17 protein-coding genes and 1 other annotated feature are annotated in these 13,110 nt (G+C 51.9%); all 17 genes read right to left on the bottom strand.

Annotation, left to right across the window (positions count from 1 at the left end):
• Nucleotides 1–134: 134 nt before the first annotated feature.
• Entirely contained in the window at nucleotides 135–740 is a 606-nt protein-coding gene (locus RJP21_RS28235) for a class I SAM-dependent methyltransferase (protein ID WP_310862212.1), read from the bottom strand.
• Nucleotides 741–881: 141 nt separating this feature from the next.
• Nucleotides 882–1,247: a 50S ribosomal protein L7/L12 gene (rplL, locus tag RJP21_RS28230; RefSeq protein WP_160045367.1), complete on the bottom strand. Its 366-nt coding sequence runs from the start codon at nucleotides 1,245–1,247 to the stop codon at nucleotides 882–884.
• A 68-nt stretch (nucleotides 1,248–1,315) separates the two neighbouring features.
• Nucleotides 1,316–1,819, bottom strand: a complete 504-nt coding sequence (rplJ, locus tag RJP21_RS28225) for a 50S ribosomal protein L10 (protein ID WP_160045366.1) — start codon at nucleotides 1,817–1,819, stop codon at nucleotides 1,316–1,318.
• Nucleotides 1,820–1,926: 107 nt separating this feature from the next.
• Nucleotides 1,927–2,087 (bottom strand) — a sequence feature (ribosomal protein L10 leader region).
• 69 nt (nucleotides 2,088–2,156) lie between these two features.
• Entirely contained in the window at nucleotides 2,157–2,849 is a 693-nt protein-coding gene (rplA, locus tag RJP21_RS28220; protein WP_160045365.1) for a 50S ribosomal protein L1, read from the bottom strand.
• An 89-nt stretch (nucleotides 2,850–2,938) separates the two neighbouring features.
• The gene (rplK, locus tag RJP21_RS28215) at nucleotides 2,939–3,364 is read right to left on the bottom strand and encodes a 50S ribosomal protein L11 (protein ID WP_036712539.1); all 426 of its coding nucleotides are present in this window, start codon (nucleotides 3,362–3,364) and stop codon (nucleotides 2,939–2,941) included.
• Between the two features lie 69 nt (nucleotides 3,365–3,433).
• The gene (nusG, locus tag RJP21_RS28210; RefSeq protein ID WP_160045411.1) at nucleotides 3,434–3,967 is read right to left on the bottom strand and encodes a transcription termination/antitermination protein NusG; all 534 of its coding nucleotides are present in this window, start codon (nucleotides 3,965–3,967) and stop codon (nucleotides 3,434–3,436) included.
• Between the two features lie 30 nt (nucleotides 3,968–3,997).
• Nucleotides 3,998–4,189 (bottom strand): preprotein translocase subunit SecE, encoded by a 192-nt coding sequence (gene secE / locus RJP21_RS28205; protein WP_036712533.1) that lies wholly within the window; start codon nucleotides 4,187–4,189, stop codon nucleotides 3,998–4,000.
• 21 nt (nucleotides 4,190–4,210) lie between these two features.
• Complete coding sequence (gene rpmG, locus RJP21_RS28200; RefSeq protein ID WP_076176720.1) at nucleotides 4,211–4,360, bottom strand: 50S ribosomal protein L33; 150 nt, start codon at nucleotides 4,358–4,360, stop codon at nucleotides 4,211–4,213.
• Between the two features lie 395 nt (nucleotides 4,361–4,755).
• The gene (gene sigH, locus RJP21_RS28195) at nucleotides 4,756–5,400 is read right to left on the bottom strand and encodes an RNA polymerase sporulation sigma factor SigH (protein WP_036712530.1); all 645 of its coding nucleotides are present in this window, start codon (nucleotides 5,398–5,400) and stop codon (nucleotides 4,756–4,758) included.
• Nucleotides 5,401–5,562: 162 nt separating this feature from the next.
• Nucleotides 5,563–6,084, bottom strand: a complete 522-nt coding sequence (locus tag RJP21_RS28190) for an NYN domain-containing protein (RefSeq protein ID WP_160045364.1) — start codon at nucleotides 6,082–6,084, stop codon at nucleotides 5,563–5,565.
• A 6-nt stretch (nucleotides 6,085–6,090) separates the two neighbouring features.
• Nucleotides 6,091–6,834, bottom strand: coding sequence for a 23S rRNA (guanosine(2251)-2'-O)-methyltransferase RlmB (gene rlmB / locus RJP21_RS28185; protein WP_310862211.1), 744 nt, complete (start codon nucleotides 6,832–6,834; stop codon nucleotides 6,091–6,093).
• Nucleotides 6,835–6,851: 17 nt separating this feature from the next.
• Nucleotides 6,852–7,322 (bottom strand): Mini-ribonuclease 3, encoded by a 471-nt coding sequence (locus RJP21_RS28180; protein WP_310862210.1) that lies wholly within the window; start codon nucleotides 7,320–7,322, stop codon nucleotides 6,852–6,854.
• Nucleotides 7,319–8,725, bottom strand: a complete 1,407-nt coding sequence (gene cysS / locus RJP21_RS28175; RefSeq protein WP_310862209.1) for a cysteine--tRNA ligase — start codon at nucleotides 8,723–8,725, stop codon at nucleotides 7,319–7,321. Before cysS ends, RJP21_RS28180 begins: the two co-directional genes overlap by 4 nt.
• A 143-nt stretch (nucleotides 8,726–8,868) precedes the next feature.
• Nucleotides 8,869–9,552, bottom strand: coding sequence for a serine O-acetyltransferase (cysE, locus tag RJP21_RS28170; protein ID WP_160045360.1), 684 nt, complete (start codon nucleotides 9,550–9,552; stop codon nucleotides 8,869–8,871).
• Nucleotides 9,553–10,090: 538 nt separating this feature from the next.
• On the bottom strand, nucleotides 10,091–11,554 hold the full coding sequence (gene gltX, locus RJP21_RS28165) for a glutamate--tRNA ligase (RefSeq protein ID WP_310862208.1): 1,464 nt from the start codon (nucleotides 11,552–11,554) through the stop codon (nucleotides 10,091–10,093).
• 350 nt (nucleotides 11,555–11,904) lie between these two features.
• Complete coding sequence (gene ispF / locus RJP21_RS28160) at nucleotides 11,905–12,393, bottom strand: 2-C-methyl-D-erythritol 2,4-cyclodiphosphate synthase (RefSeq protein WP_310862207.1); 489 nt, start codon at nucleotides 12,391–12,393, stop codon at nucleotides 11,905–11,907.
• Nucleotides 12,394–13,095 carry a 2-C-methyl-D-erythritol 4-phosphate cytidylyltransferase gene (ispD, locus tag RJP21_RS28155; RefSeq protein ID WP_268895085.1) on the bottom strand — a complete coding sequence of 234 codons (702 nt, stop codon included), beginning with the start codon at nucleotides 13,093–13,095 and terminating at the stop codon, nucleotides 12,394–12,396.
• Nucleotides 13,096–13,110: the final 15 nt, after the last annotated feature.

The raw sequence follows: 13,110 nt of genomic DNA, 5'->3' as shown, positions 1-13,110 counted from the left end.
TGCTCTTGTTTATGCATCTCTCCGCATAAAAACTATTGACATTTCAGCCAACTAAAGACAAGAAGCCTATCCTAATACTGACATTTTATAATAATATCACATCAGTTTTTCCAAGTCAATAGTCCTATTGCAATTCATTGAGAAGTTTTTGTAGCCTTAAAAATCCGGTACCCCTTATCCTTCGTCACTTCTTCGACTTGACCAAAGAGACTTTCCAGCTTCGCTTTCGCGGAAGGCGCCCCCTGCTTCTTCTGAATGACGATCCACAAAGAACCTCCGCTTTTCAAATGCGCATAAGCCTGTTCGAAAATCGTATGCACCGTTTCTTTCCCGGCACGGATCGGCGGGTTGGTCAGCACCACGTCAAAGGTTTTCCCTTGGACAGCCGCAAACAAATCGCTTTCGAGAATGGTTACGTTTTGAATGCCGTTCAGCTTTGCGTTTTCTTTTGCCAGGGCTACCGCACGGGAGTTCACGTCAAGCATGGTCACATGACCGCTGCCGGCAAGCCTCGCTGCCGCAAAACCGATCGGGCCGTACCCGCAGCCCACGTCCAAAACTTCGGCATGGTTTGGAATATCCATCGCTTCGATCAGCACTTTGCTCCCGTAGTCGACCCCTTTTTTCGAAAATACGCCGGCGTCGCTTATAAACCGGAAGGTCTGACCGCGCAGTTTTTCCGTCAGCTCGCGCCGATCGTGGCCGGCTTCCGGCTGGTTCGAATAATAATGCTGTGACATGCCATCCCTCCGCATCTTCTCGTCTTTTCTTTACAGATTCTCCCGTTTGGCTTCATTTCAATCAAGGGAGAGCCCTTTACAAAAACAAACCCCTTGAATTTTCAAGGGGTTTGTTATGTTCATTCACAGCGCAAGAAGGAATTACTTCACTTCTACAGTAGCGCCTGCTTCTTCCAATTTAGCTTTGATGGAGTCAGCTTCTTCTTTACCCACTTTTTCTTTCAGTGGTTTTGGTGCGTTGTCAACGAGGTCTTTAGCTTCTTTCAAGCCGAGGCCAGTGATTTCGCGAACCGCTTTGATAACGTTGATTTTGGAAGCGCCAGCGTTAGCCAGGATTACGTCGAACTCAGTTTGCTCAGCAGCTTCAGCACCGCCAGCAGCGCCGCCTACTACAGCAACTGGAGCTGCAGCAGTTACGCCGAATTCTTCTTCGATTGCTTTAACCAGATCGTTCAGTTCCAAAACAGTCATGCCTTTGATTGCTTCCAAGATTTGCTCTTTACTCATGGTTAAACCTCCATTTTATAATTAAAGTTTTTGTGGTTGTATTTCATATTGCCTGAAGCAACAGGTGCTTACGCGCCTTGTTCTTCTTTCTCTGCAACGGCTTTAACTGCAAGCGCGAAGTTGCGCACAGGAGCTTGAAGCACGCTGAGGAGCATGGAAAGGAGACCTTCGCGGGATGGCAGTTCCGCCAGCGCTTTGACTTCGTCAACGCCAACGACACGGCCTTCGACCACGCCACCTTTCAATTTCAATGCATCGTTTTTCTTAGCAAAATCGTTAAGGATTTTCGCTGGAGCCACGGCATCGTCACCACTGAACGCGATCGCTGTAGGACCGGTCAATGCTTCGTCCAGTTCTGACAGCTCGGCAGCAGCGGTAGCGCGACGCAGCAATGTGTTTTTGAGAACCTGGAATTCGATGCCGGCTTCGCGAAGCTGCTTACGCAGTTCGGTCACTTGGGCAACGTTCAATCCACGGTAGTCGGCAACGACGGTTGTTGCGCTTCCGCGCAGTTTAGCCGTGATTGCTTCCACTGCTTCTTGTTTCGCTTGAATCACTTTTGCGTTTGCCAATGTTCACACCTCCTGAAAGTTTCGCTGTCCGGTGTCCGAAGACGGCCGGAACATGTACTGCAATCGTTTGGATGAAAAGTCTGACTTGCTTCCCGTCCCTAATGATTCTAGGCATGTAAAAAGCCTCCGTAGAATCACGAAGGCCTGATAAACGATGATTGTCCACACGAACGTCAGGAGCAACCATCCTTATTCTATCACAACACCTCGGTAGGAAATTAAGCCTTTATGGGGCACCTACTGTCTACGGTAAGCATATTCAACTTTAGTGGGTCAGTTCTTTCACAACAACTTTTACAGATTATCAGATAACGCGACGGAAGTCAACGTTATTTTCTTATCTGAAAGAAGCTGTGTTCACGCGAGCGCTTGGGCCCATCGTCGAGGATACTGCGATCCCTTTCAGATAAACGCCTTTTGCAGCTGCCGGTTTAGCACGGTTGAGGGCGTCGATGAGAGCTTTGAGGTTCTCATTCAGTTTCGCCGCATCAAAGGATACTTTACCGATTGGAGCGTGAATTTGACCTGCTTTATCCAGACGGTATTCGATTTTACCCGCTTTGATCTCTTGAACCGCTTTGGCAACATCGAATGTAACCGTACCTGCTTTAGGGTTAGGCATGAGGCCTTTACCGCCGAGCAGACGGCCCAGTTTACCGACTTCGCTCATCATGTCAGGTGTAGCTACGCAGACATCGAATTCGAACCAGCCTTGTTGGATTTTGTTGATCATGTCCTGATCGCCAACATAATCCGCGCCAGCCGCTTCCGCTTCTTTCGCTTTGTCACCTTTTGCAAATACCAGCACGCGCTGCGTTTTACCCGTGCCGTGAGGCAGGACAACGACGCCGCGAACGGCTTGGTCTTGTTTACGTGGGTCTACGCCCAAACGAACTGCAACTTCAACGGTTTCGTCGAATTTGGCAGTCGCAGCCTTCTTCACAAGCTCAACGGCTTCTGCTGGCTCGTAAAATGCTTCGCTGTCAATCAGCTTGGCAGCTTCAACATATTTCTTACCATGTTTCGCCATGTTTGTTCCTCCTTTGTGGTTTTAACGGAAATTCCTCCCACATATACCGGCCCATATGACCGGTTGTCGCAGAAAAACCGAAAATAAAATTAGTCTTCGATCGTGATGCCCATGCTGCGGGCAGTACCTTCGACCATGCGCATAGCAGCTTCAACGGAAGCGGCGTTCAGGTCAGGCATTTTGGTTTCAGCGATTTCACGAACCTTGTCACGTTTAACCGTTGCCACCTTTTTCTTGTTAGGTTCGCCGGAACCTTTCTCGATTTTAGCAGCTACGCGAAGCAGAACTGCAGCCGGTGGAGTTTTGGTGATAAACGTAAAGGAACGGTCTTCAAATACCGAAATTTCAACCGGAATGATCAGACCAGCTTGGTCAGCGGTACGAGCGTTGAATTCTTTACAGAATGCCATGATGTTGACACCTGCTTGACCCAATGCTGGACCTACTGGCGGCGCCGGATTCGCTTTACCTGCAGGAATTTGCAGTTTTACCATTTTGATTACCTTTTTTGCCATGTAAGACACCTCCTTCAAAAGTGGTTAACGGGACGCTTGGCCCCTCCCACAAGAAACCTGAAGAAATATTTATATCTTCTCCACCTGAGTATAATCCAGCTCAAGCGGGGTTTCCCGTCCAAACATGTTGACGTGAACTTTGAGTTTGCTCTTGTCGGCGAGAATTTCCTCTACAGAGCCCACAAAATTCGCAAATGGACCAACTTTGATCCGCACGGATTCCTTGATATCGAATTCGATTTTCGGTTTTGGTTCTTCCATGCCCATATGCTTCAGAATCTGATCCACTTCTTCCGGAAGCAAAGGCGTCGGCTTGGAACCCGAACCTGTCGAACCGACAAATCCCGTTACCCCGGGCGTGTTGCGAACAACATACCAGGAGTCGTCGGTTTGGATCATTTCAACCAAGACATACCCCGGGTAAACCTTTCTCATGACGGTTTTTTTCTTGCCGTCCTTGTTTACCACTTCTTCTTCCATCGGAACAAGAACGCGGAATATCTTGTCTTCCATGCCCATGGACTCGACGCGTCTCTCCAAATTGGCCTTGACCTTGTTCTCATACCCGGAATAGGTATGAACAACGTACCATCTTTTTTCCATAGTTTCCATATCAAGCCACCGGGACCCTTCTTAAATAATCGCTTCGATCACAGCGGAAATGCCGATATCCAGAACCCAAAAATAAATCGTGACGAATACAATGGTGCCGAGGACGATCAGAGTATAATTCGTCAGCTCTTTACGATTAGGCCAGCGAACTTTTTTGAGCTCCGCCCAGCTTTCAGAGAAAAAGGAAAACAGAGACTTGAAACTACTTTTCACGCCGACTACACCTCCAAAAAACTATCTGGTTTCGCGATGAGGAGTTTGCTCGTTACAAAACTTGCAAAATTTCTTCATCTCCATGCGGTCGGGGTGATTTCGCTTGTTTTTGGTAGTTGTGTAGTTTCTTTGTTTGCAGTTTGTACAAGCCAAAGTGATAATTACCCGCATGCTGTGCACCTCCCGAAGACGTCCTTCTTTTCAGAAGGCTCATTATTTCCTTGTAGAACAGCCCAAGCCCTTCATTGCTGAAAAGAAAAAACCGTTCCTGCGAAATGAATAATAAACAAAAACCTATTGGTCTTTGCTTGATCATCCACTAAAACACGCGAATTTAGGCCTACCTAAAACACTTTATCATAAGGGTCAAACCGTGTCAACGAAAGAATGGCCCTGTTCCCGGCACGCCGGGACCGCTTCATCCCTAGTATTTTCAAGCCTTTTTTTCTCTCGAAAGCCGCCCTGCAATCATTTACCATTATGATTCATTCCTGGGACGCTTAAACCCGATCATTGTCCGATTGTGAAAAAAAAGACTCCGTACAGAGCCTTTTCGTTCCAAGCGTCTAATTGTCGCGAACTTCCAAATAACGTTCCAATTTGCGTTTGACACGCTGCAGAGCGTTGTCAATCGATTTCACATGCCGCTTAAGGTCAACCGCAATCTCCTGATAGGAGCGGCCGTCCAAATACAGCATCAGCACTTTGCGTTCCAGGTCGCTTAAAATCTCGGACATCTTGTCCTCCAGACCTACGAACTCTTCCTGGTTGATGATCAGTTCCTCCGGGTCCGACACCTGCGAACCGCAAATAACGTCAAGCAGCGTCCGGTCGGAATCTTCATCGTAAATCGGCTTGTCCAAAGAGACATAGGAATTCAGCGGAATATGCTTCTGTCTCGTCGCCGTCTTGATCGCCGTAATGATCTGCCGCGTGATGCACAGCTCGGCGAAAGCTTTGAACGAAGACTGCTTGTCCACCCGAAAATCACGGATCGATTTGTATAGGCCGATCATGCCTTCCTGAATGATATCCTCCCGGTCGGCGCCGATCAAAAAGTAAGACCTGGCTTTGGCGCGCACGAAATTCCGGTACTTGTTAATCAAGAACTCAAGCGCCTCGCTATCGCCTTCACGAAAATATTCGACAACGTCCTCATCCGACTTGTACTCGTAATCCGACAACGTTAATTCTTTGAGGTCTACACTCACCAAGAATCCCCCCGGCTGCAACGCAAGGTACCCGTTACTCTGTGAAATATACGAACAGTATAAATGATGGCGGTTGGCACCGTCAACCACGTATTACCTAAAAAAGAACACGACTAACAAAATTGTCAAGAGATGCAAATTTGTAATCACTGCCATTTTCTGTTATTGCCTGCGCCACTTTTCGAATATTTCCCGAAGCTCCGGTTTAAGCTTGCTGTCCAGCGTATTTCGCGTCTTCGGAGCATGCTCCCGCTCAATCCTTTGCTGGATCGCCTTCTCGCAGTTTTCGACCTCGTTCAAAAGTTCGCGGGCCGAAAGCCGCAGCGCGCCGCGGGCGAAGATGACATGCTGCTCGATGAAATCGCTGGTGGCCACATAGATTTTGCGGCTGCGGAGACTGAGCTCTCCGACAAGCCGCTCTATACATTCATCGGCAGTTTCCTTCTCTTTTGTGAAGAAAACTTGGATTTTGCTTTGGGAAAAAGCTTTGCCAAGGCCCGGAACCCGGTACGCATCGAAGACCGCGATGACTTTGCGGCCGGTAAAAGCCTGATAGTCCGCCAGCTTGCCCAGCAGCTCGTCGCGCGCCTCCTGCATGCTGATTTGCGACAGCTTCGCAAGAGACGGCCAAGCTCCGATCATGTTGTAGCCGTCCACCAGGAGCACATCCCGCAAATCCGCCATCCCGCGTTAACCTTGGGCGCGGCGACGCAATACTTCGTACATCACAACGCCGGCGGCCACGGAGGCGTTCAGCGAGTTGATCCGTCCGTTCATCGGCAGCTTGACCAGAACGTCGCATTTTTCGCGGATCAGCCGCCCCATGCCCTTGCCTTCATTGCCGATCACGATGGCTACGGGGCCGTCAAAGACGTTCGTTTCGTAAATGCCCGCCGCGGCCGATACGTCCGTGCCAACGACCCAAATCCCTTTTTCCTTCAAGGAGTCGATGGTTTGCCCCAAGTTCGTGACTCGGGCAACGGGAACGTATTCAGCCGCGCCCGCGGAAGTTTTGGACACGGTCGCGGTGACCTGCGCCGAGCGGCGTTTCGGAACGATGACGCCATGCACGCCGGTGCAGTCGGCCGTACGCAGGATCGACCCCAAATTGTGCGGATCCTCGATCTCGTCCAAAAGCAAAATGAACGGCGGCTCGCCTTTGCTTTCGGCGGCCCGCAAAATGTCCTCCACTTCGGCGTAGGCGTAAGGGGCGACCTGAGCCACGACCCCTTGGTGCTGGACGCCCGGCGCCAGCTGGTCAAGCTTGCGCTTGTCCACGTGCTGAATGATCACGCCGAGCTTTTTCGCCTCGATGACGATCGGCTGCGTCAAATGTTTTTGCGCGTTTTCCGCAACCCATATTTTATTGATCGTGCGGCCGGATTTCAGCGCTTCGATGACCGAATGCTTCCCGCCGATAATTTCTTCCTCCATGTTATCCTCCACAAGCTTTATTTGATGTGCCTTTGCTGCTCCATATATTCGATCCCCATCCCGATCAGCTCCCGCATCCGGCCATGCCGCTGCGTGTAATACAAATATCCGATCAGGCTTTCGAATGCGGTGGCGTGACGATATTCGAGCACGTTCGCGTTTTTGGGGATGGTGCCGGACTTGGCGTTGCGTCCCTGTCTTACGACGTCCTTCTCCTCGTCCGTCAGGACCGGTTCGAGCACAGCCAAGATCCGGCTTTGCGCCTTTGCGGATACGATGCCGGTCGCCTGATGGTGAAGCTGGTTCGGCTTCAGGTTCGGTTTGGAAATCAGGTATTGCCTGACCGCCACTTCATAAACGGCATCCCCGATGTACGCGAGCACGATCGGGGGAATCAGCCGGGGCTGCCGGGAAGGCGGGTATTCGAACCAGCCCGCCCATTCCGCGCCCGCTTCCGGCGGCAGCCCTCCGTTGTCCCGGCCGCTCATTTCCGGCGCCAGCGCATGCCCTGCGCCGTATCCTCCAGCACGATTCCTTGCGCTGCCAATAGATCGCGGATTTCATCGGCGCGGCTCCAGTTTTTCTCCTTGCGGGCCTGGGTCCGTTCCGCGATGAGCTTCTCCACTTCCTCGTCCAGAAGTTCGTTTTCTTCGCCGCCATACAGACGGAGCACCGCGTTTAATTGTTCAAAGGCAGACAACATCAGTTTCAGCTCTTCCGGATTGACGACAGGCTCCTTCAGCAGCATATTCGCTTCGTTCACCCATTCGAAAAGCGTGGTGATCGCGTCCGGCGTATTAAAATCGTCGTTCATCTTCTCGTAATACTGCTGCAAAATGCCGTCAAGCTTCTGCTTTAACTCCTCGCGGACCGCTCCGTGCCCGTCAGGCGTTACCGTTTCGAGGCGGTGCTTCAGGTTGGAGACGGCATTGGCGATGCGCTCCACGCTGTTCATCGCCTGATCCATCGTTTCGGCGTTGAAGTTCAGCGGGTTGCGGTAGTGGGTCGAAAGCATGAAATAACGAATCGCTTCTTTTTTGAATTCCTTGCGCAAATCCTTTACGAGAATGCCGTTGCCGAGCGATTTCGACATTTTTTCGTTGTTGATTTTGATATAGCCGTTATGCATCCAATAGCGGGCCAGCGTTTTGCCCGTCAACGCTTCCGACTGGGCCACCTCGCATTCGTGGTGCGGGAACTGCAAATCCTGTCCGCCCCCGTGGATATCGATCGTGTCTCCCAAATAGCGGCGGGCCATAGCCGAGCATTCGATATGCCAACCCGGGCGTCCGTCGCCCCATGGGCTGGACCAGTAAATTTCGCCCGGCTTCGCCGCTTTCCAAAGCACGAAATCCTCCGGGCTTTCCTTCCGCTCGTCGACGTTGATGCGGATGCCGAACTGCAGTTCATCCAGCTTTTGGTGCGACAGCTTGCCGTAATCCGGGAACTTGTTCGTCCGATAGAAGACGTCGCCGCCTTTTTCGTAAGCAAAGCCCTTTTCCTCCAGCTCGCGGATGAAAGCGATGATATTGTCCATGTTTTCGGTCACGCGCGGGTTAACGGTCGCTCTTTCGATGCCGAGTCCTTCCAAATCCTCGTAATAGGCCTTGATAAACGTATCGGCGACCTCCGGCACGGTTCTTCCCGTCTGCTCCGCCTTCCGGATCAGCTTGTCGTCCACGTCCGTGAAGTTGACGACGTAGTTCACCTCGTTGCCGATCTGCTCGAGGTACGAGCGAACGACGTCGAAAAAGATCATGGGACGCGCGTTTCCGATATGAATGTAGTCATAGACGGTGGGGCCGCATACGTACATTTTTACTTTTCCGGGTTCCATCGGAACGAACTCTTCTTTGGATCGTGTCAATGTATTATATATTTGAAGCGCCATAGTCACATTTCCTTTCATTCGGGATTTTATGCCAAAATCCTCATTTCTTATTATAAACTAAAAGCTGTAAAGCCATTGCAAGAGCGAAACCGGAACATCGCCAAAAATAAGCCTCGGGGTTAACCCCCTTCCCCCGGCAGAGGTCATTCCCCTTGCTCCCGGCTTGGGACGGCGTTGATTCGAACCAGATCGCCGCGTTCGTTTGTCAAGTGTTCGAGTTCCTTTCGAAGCCGGTTGATTTCCTCCTGCATGCTGCGGAGCGAGTCGACGATCGGGTCCGGAAGCTGATGGCTGAGGCGGTCGACGCGGCGGCCGTCCTGCTTCACGATCCGGCCCGGAATGCCGACGACCGTACTGTTGGGCGGTACTTCCTTCAGCACGACGGAATTGGCTCCAATGTTGCTTTGGTCGCCCACTTTAAAAGAACCGAGAACCTTGGCACCGGAAGCAATGACGACGTTGTTGCCGATCGTTGGATGCCGCTTCCCTTTTTCCTTCCCCGTACCGCCGAGCGTTACGCCCTGGTAAATGACGACATCGTCGCCGATTTCGCAGGTTTCCCCGATCACCACACCCATGCCGTGGTCGATAAAAAGCCGGTTGCCGATTTTAGCGCCGGGATGGATTTCGATCCCCGTCATGAATCTGCTGAACTGCGAAATGGCACGGGCAAGGGTGAACCATCGTCGGGTGTACAGCTTATGTGCGATCCGGTGGGCCCAGATGGCATGCAAGCCCGAATAGGTGAATACCACCTCGAACAAACTTCGGGCGGCCGGATCGTTTTCAAATACCGTCTGGATATCCGATCTGATTCTTTTGAACATGTCCGTTCCCCTCTTTGTCCTCTTCTCTTCCTTCGCTCCCATAAGCACAGGCTGCCGCCCGTTCGGCGGCTTGCCTGAAGACCAAAAAACGCCCCGGCAGCTTTCGCTGCAGAGGCGTTTGATACGCGGTTCCACTCTGCTTGAACCTGAACACGGATGCATGGCAACTTCATATGCACGCGGCTTCAGATTCCACTCGATTGCCCGATAACGGGGGCCTTCCGGCACAGTCTAACGGCTTCAATAACGAAACCGCTCATCCATGCAGCTCACAGGCGCATTTCCGCAGCCGGCATATGGATAACTTCCAGCCAGCATGGAAAGCAAATTCTCCATGAGGTTATCCTCTCTGGTAAATGCCTGAGGCTAAAGCGTACTTCTCCTGCTCATCGCTTCTTCATCACTTCGTCTATGTTCGGCCTGCTCTTATAGACAGGCTTTATAGATCTTATTTTGGTAGTTATTATAGCCGAAAATACGTCGGGCTGACAAGAAAGTTTTCGGCATTTGGGCTCATTCCGCGGACGGCCGCCCGCGATCAAGCTCCTTTGATATGCGATCTCAAACGTTCGATGACGCGATCTTTGCCGAGCAAATAAATCGTTTCGTTCAGGTCGCGTCCATGCATCTGGCCCGTCAGCGCCACGCGGATCGGCATAAAGAGCTGCTTGCCTTTAAAGCCCGTTTCTTTCTGCACCTCTTTGATCAAAGCGGCGATATGAGGCGCCGAGTACTCCTCGGAAGCTTCGATTTTTGCAAGCAACGCCTTCAGCACGGTCGGTACATGCTCCTCGCCCAAAATCGGCTGGGCTTCGGCGTCCACTTCCAGATGGGTGCGGAAAAACATGGCCGACAATTCGACGATATCCGAAGCGGCCACCATTTGCTCTTGATACAAGGCAACCAGCTTTTTCGCCCATGCTTCCTGTTCGGCGTTAAGGTCTGCAGGCAGACGGCCCGCTTTCTGCAGATGCGGAATGGCAAGCTGCGCAATACGCTCCGGATCCGCTTTTTTAATGTATGCGTTGTTGAGGTGCGCCAGCTTGTTCTGGTCGAACACCGCCGGGCTTTTCGACAGCCGGTCCGGATTGAAGATTTTGATCAATTCTTCAAGGCTGTAAATTTCCTCTTCTCCTTCCGGCGACCAGCCGAGAAGGGCGATGAAGTTGACCAGCGCTTCCGGCAAATAGCCGAGCTGATCGTACTGCTCGATGAACTGGATGATCGATTCGTCCCGTTTGCTGAGCTTTTTATGATGTTCGTTGACGATCAGCGTCATATGGCCGAAACGCGGCGGCTCCCAGCCGAGCGCTTCGTAGATCATCAGCTGCCGCGGCGTGTTGGAGATATGGTCTTCCCCGCGCAGCACGTGGCTGATCTCCATCAGGTGATCGTCGATGACGACCGCGTAGTTGTACGTCGGAATGCCGTCTTTTTTTACGATGACGAAATCGCCGGTATCCTGGGTATTAAACGAAATCGTTCCTTTGACCATGTCGTCGAACGTATACGTTTTGTCGTCGGGAACGCGGAAACGGATGCTTGCGACGCGGCCTTCCGCTTCGTATGCTTTCCGCTGCTCCTCGGTCAAATTACGATGTTTGCCGGAATAACGGGGAGTTTCGCCGCGCGCAATCTGCTCTTCGCGCTCCTTTTCCAGCTCTTCTTCCGTGCAGTAGCAGTAATAAGCAAGCCCTCTGTCCAGCAGCTCCTGCGTGTATTTGTTGTAGATGTCGAGACGTTCCGTCTGACGGTAAGGACCATAGCCGCCGCCGATATCGATGCTTTCGTCCCAATCGAGGCCGAGCCATTTCAAATATTTCAGCTGGCTTTCTTCGCCCCCGGCAATGTTCCGCTTGACGTCGGTATCCTCGATCCGGATCACGAAGTCTCCGCCCTGGTTACGGGCGTATAAATAGTTAAACAGCGCCGTTCTGGCGTTTCCGATATGTAAATGTCCCGTAGGACTCGGTGCGTACCGTACGCGAACTTTATCAGTCATGGTCATACCCCTCCGCTTTGTGTTTACTCGGTTCAATCTGCAATTTAGTTCATACAGTGCAAAGTGACCGCTACGTGTTACGGATCGTTCTTCCGATCGCTGTTGTCTCCAAATTTCATGATCAAGATTTCCAACATGGTAGAAATCCGGAGACAAAGCTTATGCTTACGATGCTAGCTTTCCTTCGGAAAGCTTTTAGGCGACCGCTAGCGTATGCTTATGAAGCAGCTTTTTTTTCAAAAAGCTTTCAGCTTCGAAAGAATCGATTCCGCCCCCTTCGCTACTTTCACTGTAACTATTCAACTAACCGGCGATGAACCGTTTACTTACGTTTCTGCCGCTCAAATCCTTCAAGATGATAGCACATCTTTGACAAGGCAGACAACCGATTGCGCCGCGATTCCTTCGCCGCGTCCGGTAAAACCGAGCTGCTCGGTCGTCGTCGCCTTGACGTTCACCTGCTCCGGCTCCGCATCAAGGGCACGTGCGATGACGTCAACCATTTGCGGGATGTACGGCGCCATTTTCGGCTTTTGGGCGATGATCGTGGAATCGATGTTCCCGAGCCGGTATCCCCGCTCCTTGACCATCTCCCATACATGAAGCAGCAACTTCAAGCTGTCCGCGTCCTTGAAGGCGGGATCGGTATCCGGAAAATGCTTGCCGATATCGCCGAGCGCCAGCGCGCCGAGAATCGCATCCGTTACTGCATGCAGCAGCACGTCGGCGTCGGAATGGCCGAGCAAGCCCTTGTCGTAAGGGATGGTAACTCCCCCGATAATGCACGGCCTGCCTTCCACAAGCTGATGCACGTCAAATCCTTGTCCTACTCGTATCATCTATCCTTCTCTCTCCCCACGTTTTAACATAAATGCGGCATATTCCAAGTCTTCCGGCGTGGTGATCTTGATGTTGGTATAGCTGCCTTCCACGACTGCAACCGGAATGCCCATCCGTTCTACAAGCATCGAATCGTCCGTACCGGCAAAACCGTCGGCCTCCGCCTGCTCATGCGCCTTTAGTAAATCGGAAAGACGAAAAGCCTGTGGGGTATGGATTGCCCACAGACTCCGGCGGTCGGGGGTCGCTTCGATCATTCCCGAACCGCTCACCTGCTTGATCGTATCCTTCACGGGAACCGCAAGCACCGCCGCCCCGGCAAGCAGAGCTTTTTGATAGCATGCTTCGATTCGTTCCGGTTCGATGAACGGTCTGACGCCATCATGAACCATTACCCATTCCGTGCTGATTTCTAACAAGCCTTTATATACGGATTGCTGTCTTTCTTTGCCGCCCGGCACGATGTTAACGACCTTGCGAAGCCCGTAATGGGCGATCCACCCGGCGCACCGCTCGACGTCTTCCGCCCCGGTAACCAGCACGATTTCGTGTACCAGCGGCATCCGGTCGAAGACTTCCAGTGTATGCATAATGATGGGCTTGTTCTCAAGCAGCAGGTACTGCTTGCTTTCGCGGGTTCCCATTCTCGAGCCTCTGCCCGCGGAAACCACCACGACGCCCACGCGATTTTGAGTGTCCAAGCTGCAATTTGCCTC

The sequence above is a fragment of the Paenibacillus sp. VCA1 genome (genome assembly GCF_031583795.1).
Lineage (GTDB): Bacteria > Bacillota > Bacilli > Paenibacillales > Paenibacillaceae > Paenibacillus_AQ > Paenibacillus_AQ albilobatus.
Note: the sequence above shows the minus strand (reverse complement) of the source record. Positions and strands in the feature narration are given on the sequence as shown.

Bases quoted from the DNA above. Each gene is read 5' to 3' on its own strand.
- RJP21_RS28235 (WP_310862212.1), bottom strand. From the start codon at position 740: ATGTCACAGCATTATTATTCGAACCAGCCGGAAGCCGGCCACGATCGG.
- rplL (WP_160045367.1), bottom strand. From the start codon at position 1,247: ATGAGTAAAGAGCAAATCTTGGAAGCAATCAAAGGCATGACTGTTTTG.
- rplA (WP_160045365.1), bottom strand. From the start codon at position 2,849: ATGGCGAAACATGGTAAGAAATATGTTGAAGCTGCCAAGCTGATTGAC.
- rplK (WP_036712539.1), bottom strand. From the start codon at position 3,364: ATGGCAAAAAAGGTAATCAAAATGGTAAAACTGCAAATTCCTGCAGGT.
- nusG (WP_160045411.1), bottom strand. From the start codon at position 3,967: ATGGAAAAAAGATGGTACGTTGTTCATACCTATTCCGGGTATGAGAAC.
- rpmG (WP_076176720.1), bottom strand. From the start codon at position 4,360: ATGCGGGTAATTATCACTTTGGCTTGTACAAACTGCAAACAAAGAAAC.
- RJP21_RS28190 (WP_160045364.1), bottom strand. From the start codon at position 6,084: ATGGCGGATTTGCGGGATGTGCTCCTGGTGGACGGCTACAACATGATC.
- rlmB (WP_310862211.1), bottom strand. From the start codon at position 6,834: ATGGAGGAAGAAATTATCGGCGGGAAGCATTCGGTCATCGAAGCGCTG.
- RJP21_RS28180 (WP_310862210.1), bottom strand. From the start codon at position 7,322: ATGAGCGGCCGGGACAACGGAGGGCTGCCGCCGGAAGCGGGCGCGGAA.
- cysS (WP_310862209.1), bottom strand. From the start codon at position 8,725: ATGGCGCTTCAAATATATAATACATTGACACGATCCAAAGAAGAGTTC.
- cysE (WP_160045360.1), bottom strand. From the start codon at position 9,552: ATGTTCAAAAGAATCAGATCGGATATCCAGACGGTATTTGAAAACGAT.
- gltX (WP_310862208.1), bottom strand. From the start codon at position 11,554: ATGACTGATAAAGTTCGCGTACGGTACGCACCGAGTCCTACGGGACAT.
- ispF (WP_310862207.1), bottom strand. From the start codon at position 12,393: ATGATACGAGTAGGACAAGGATTTGACGTGCATCAGCTTGTGGAAGGC.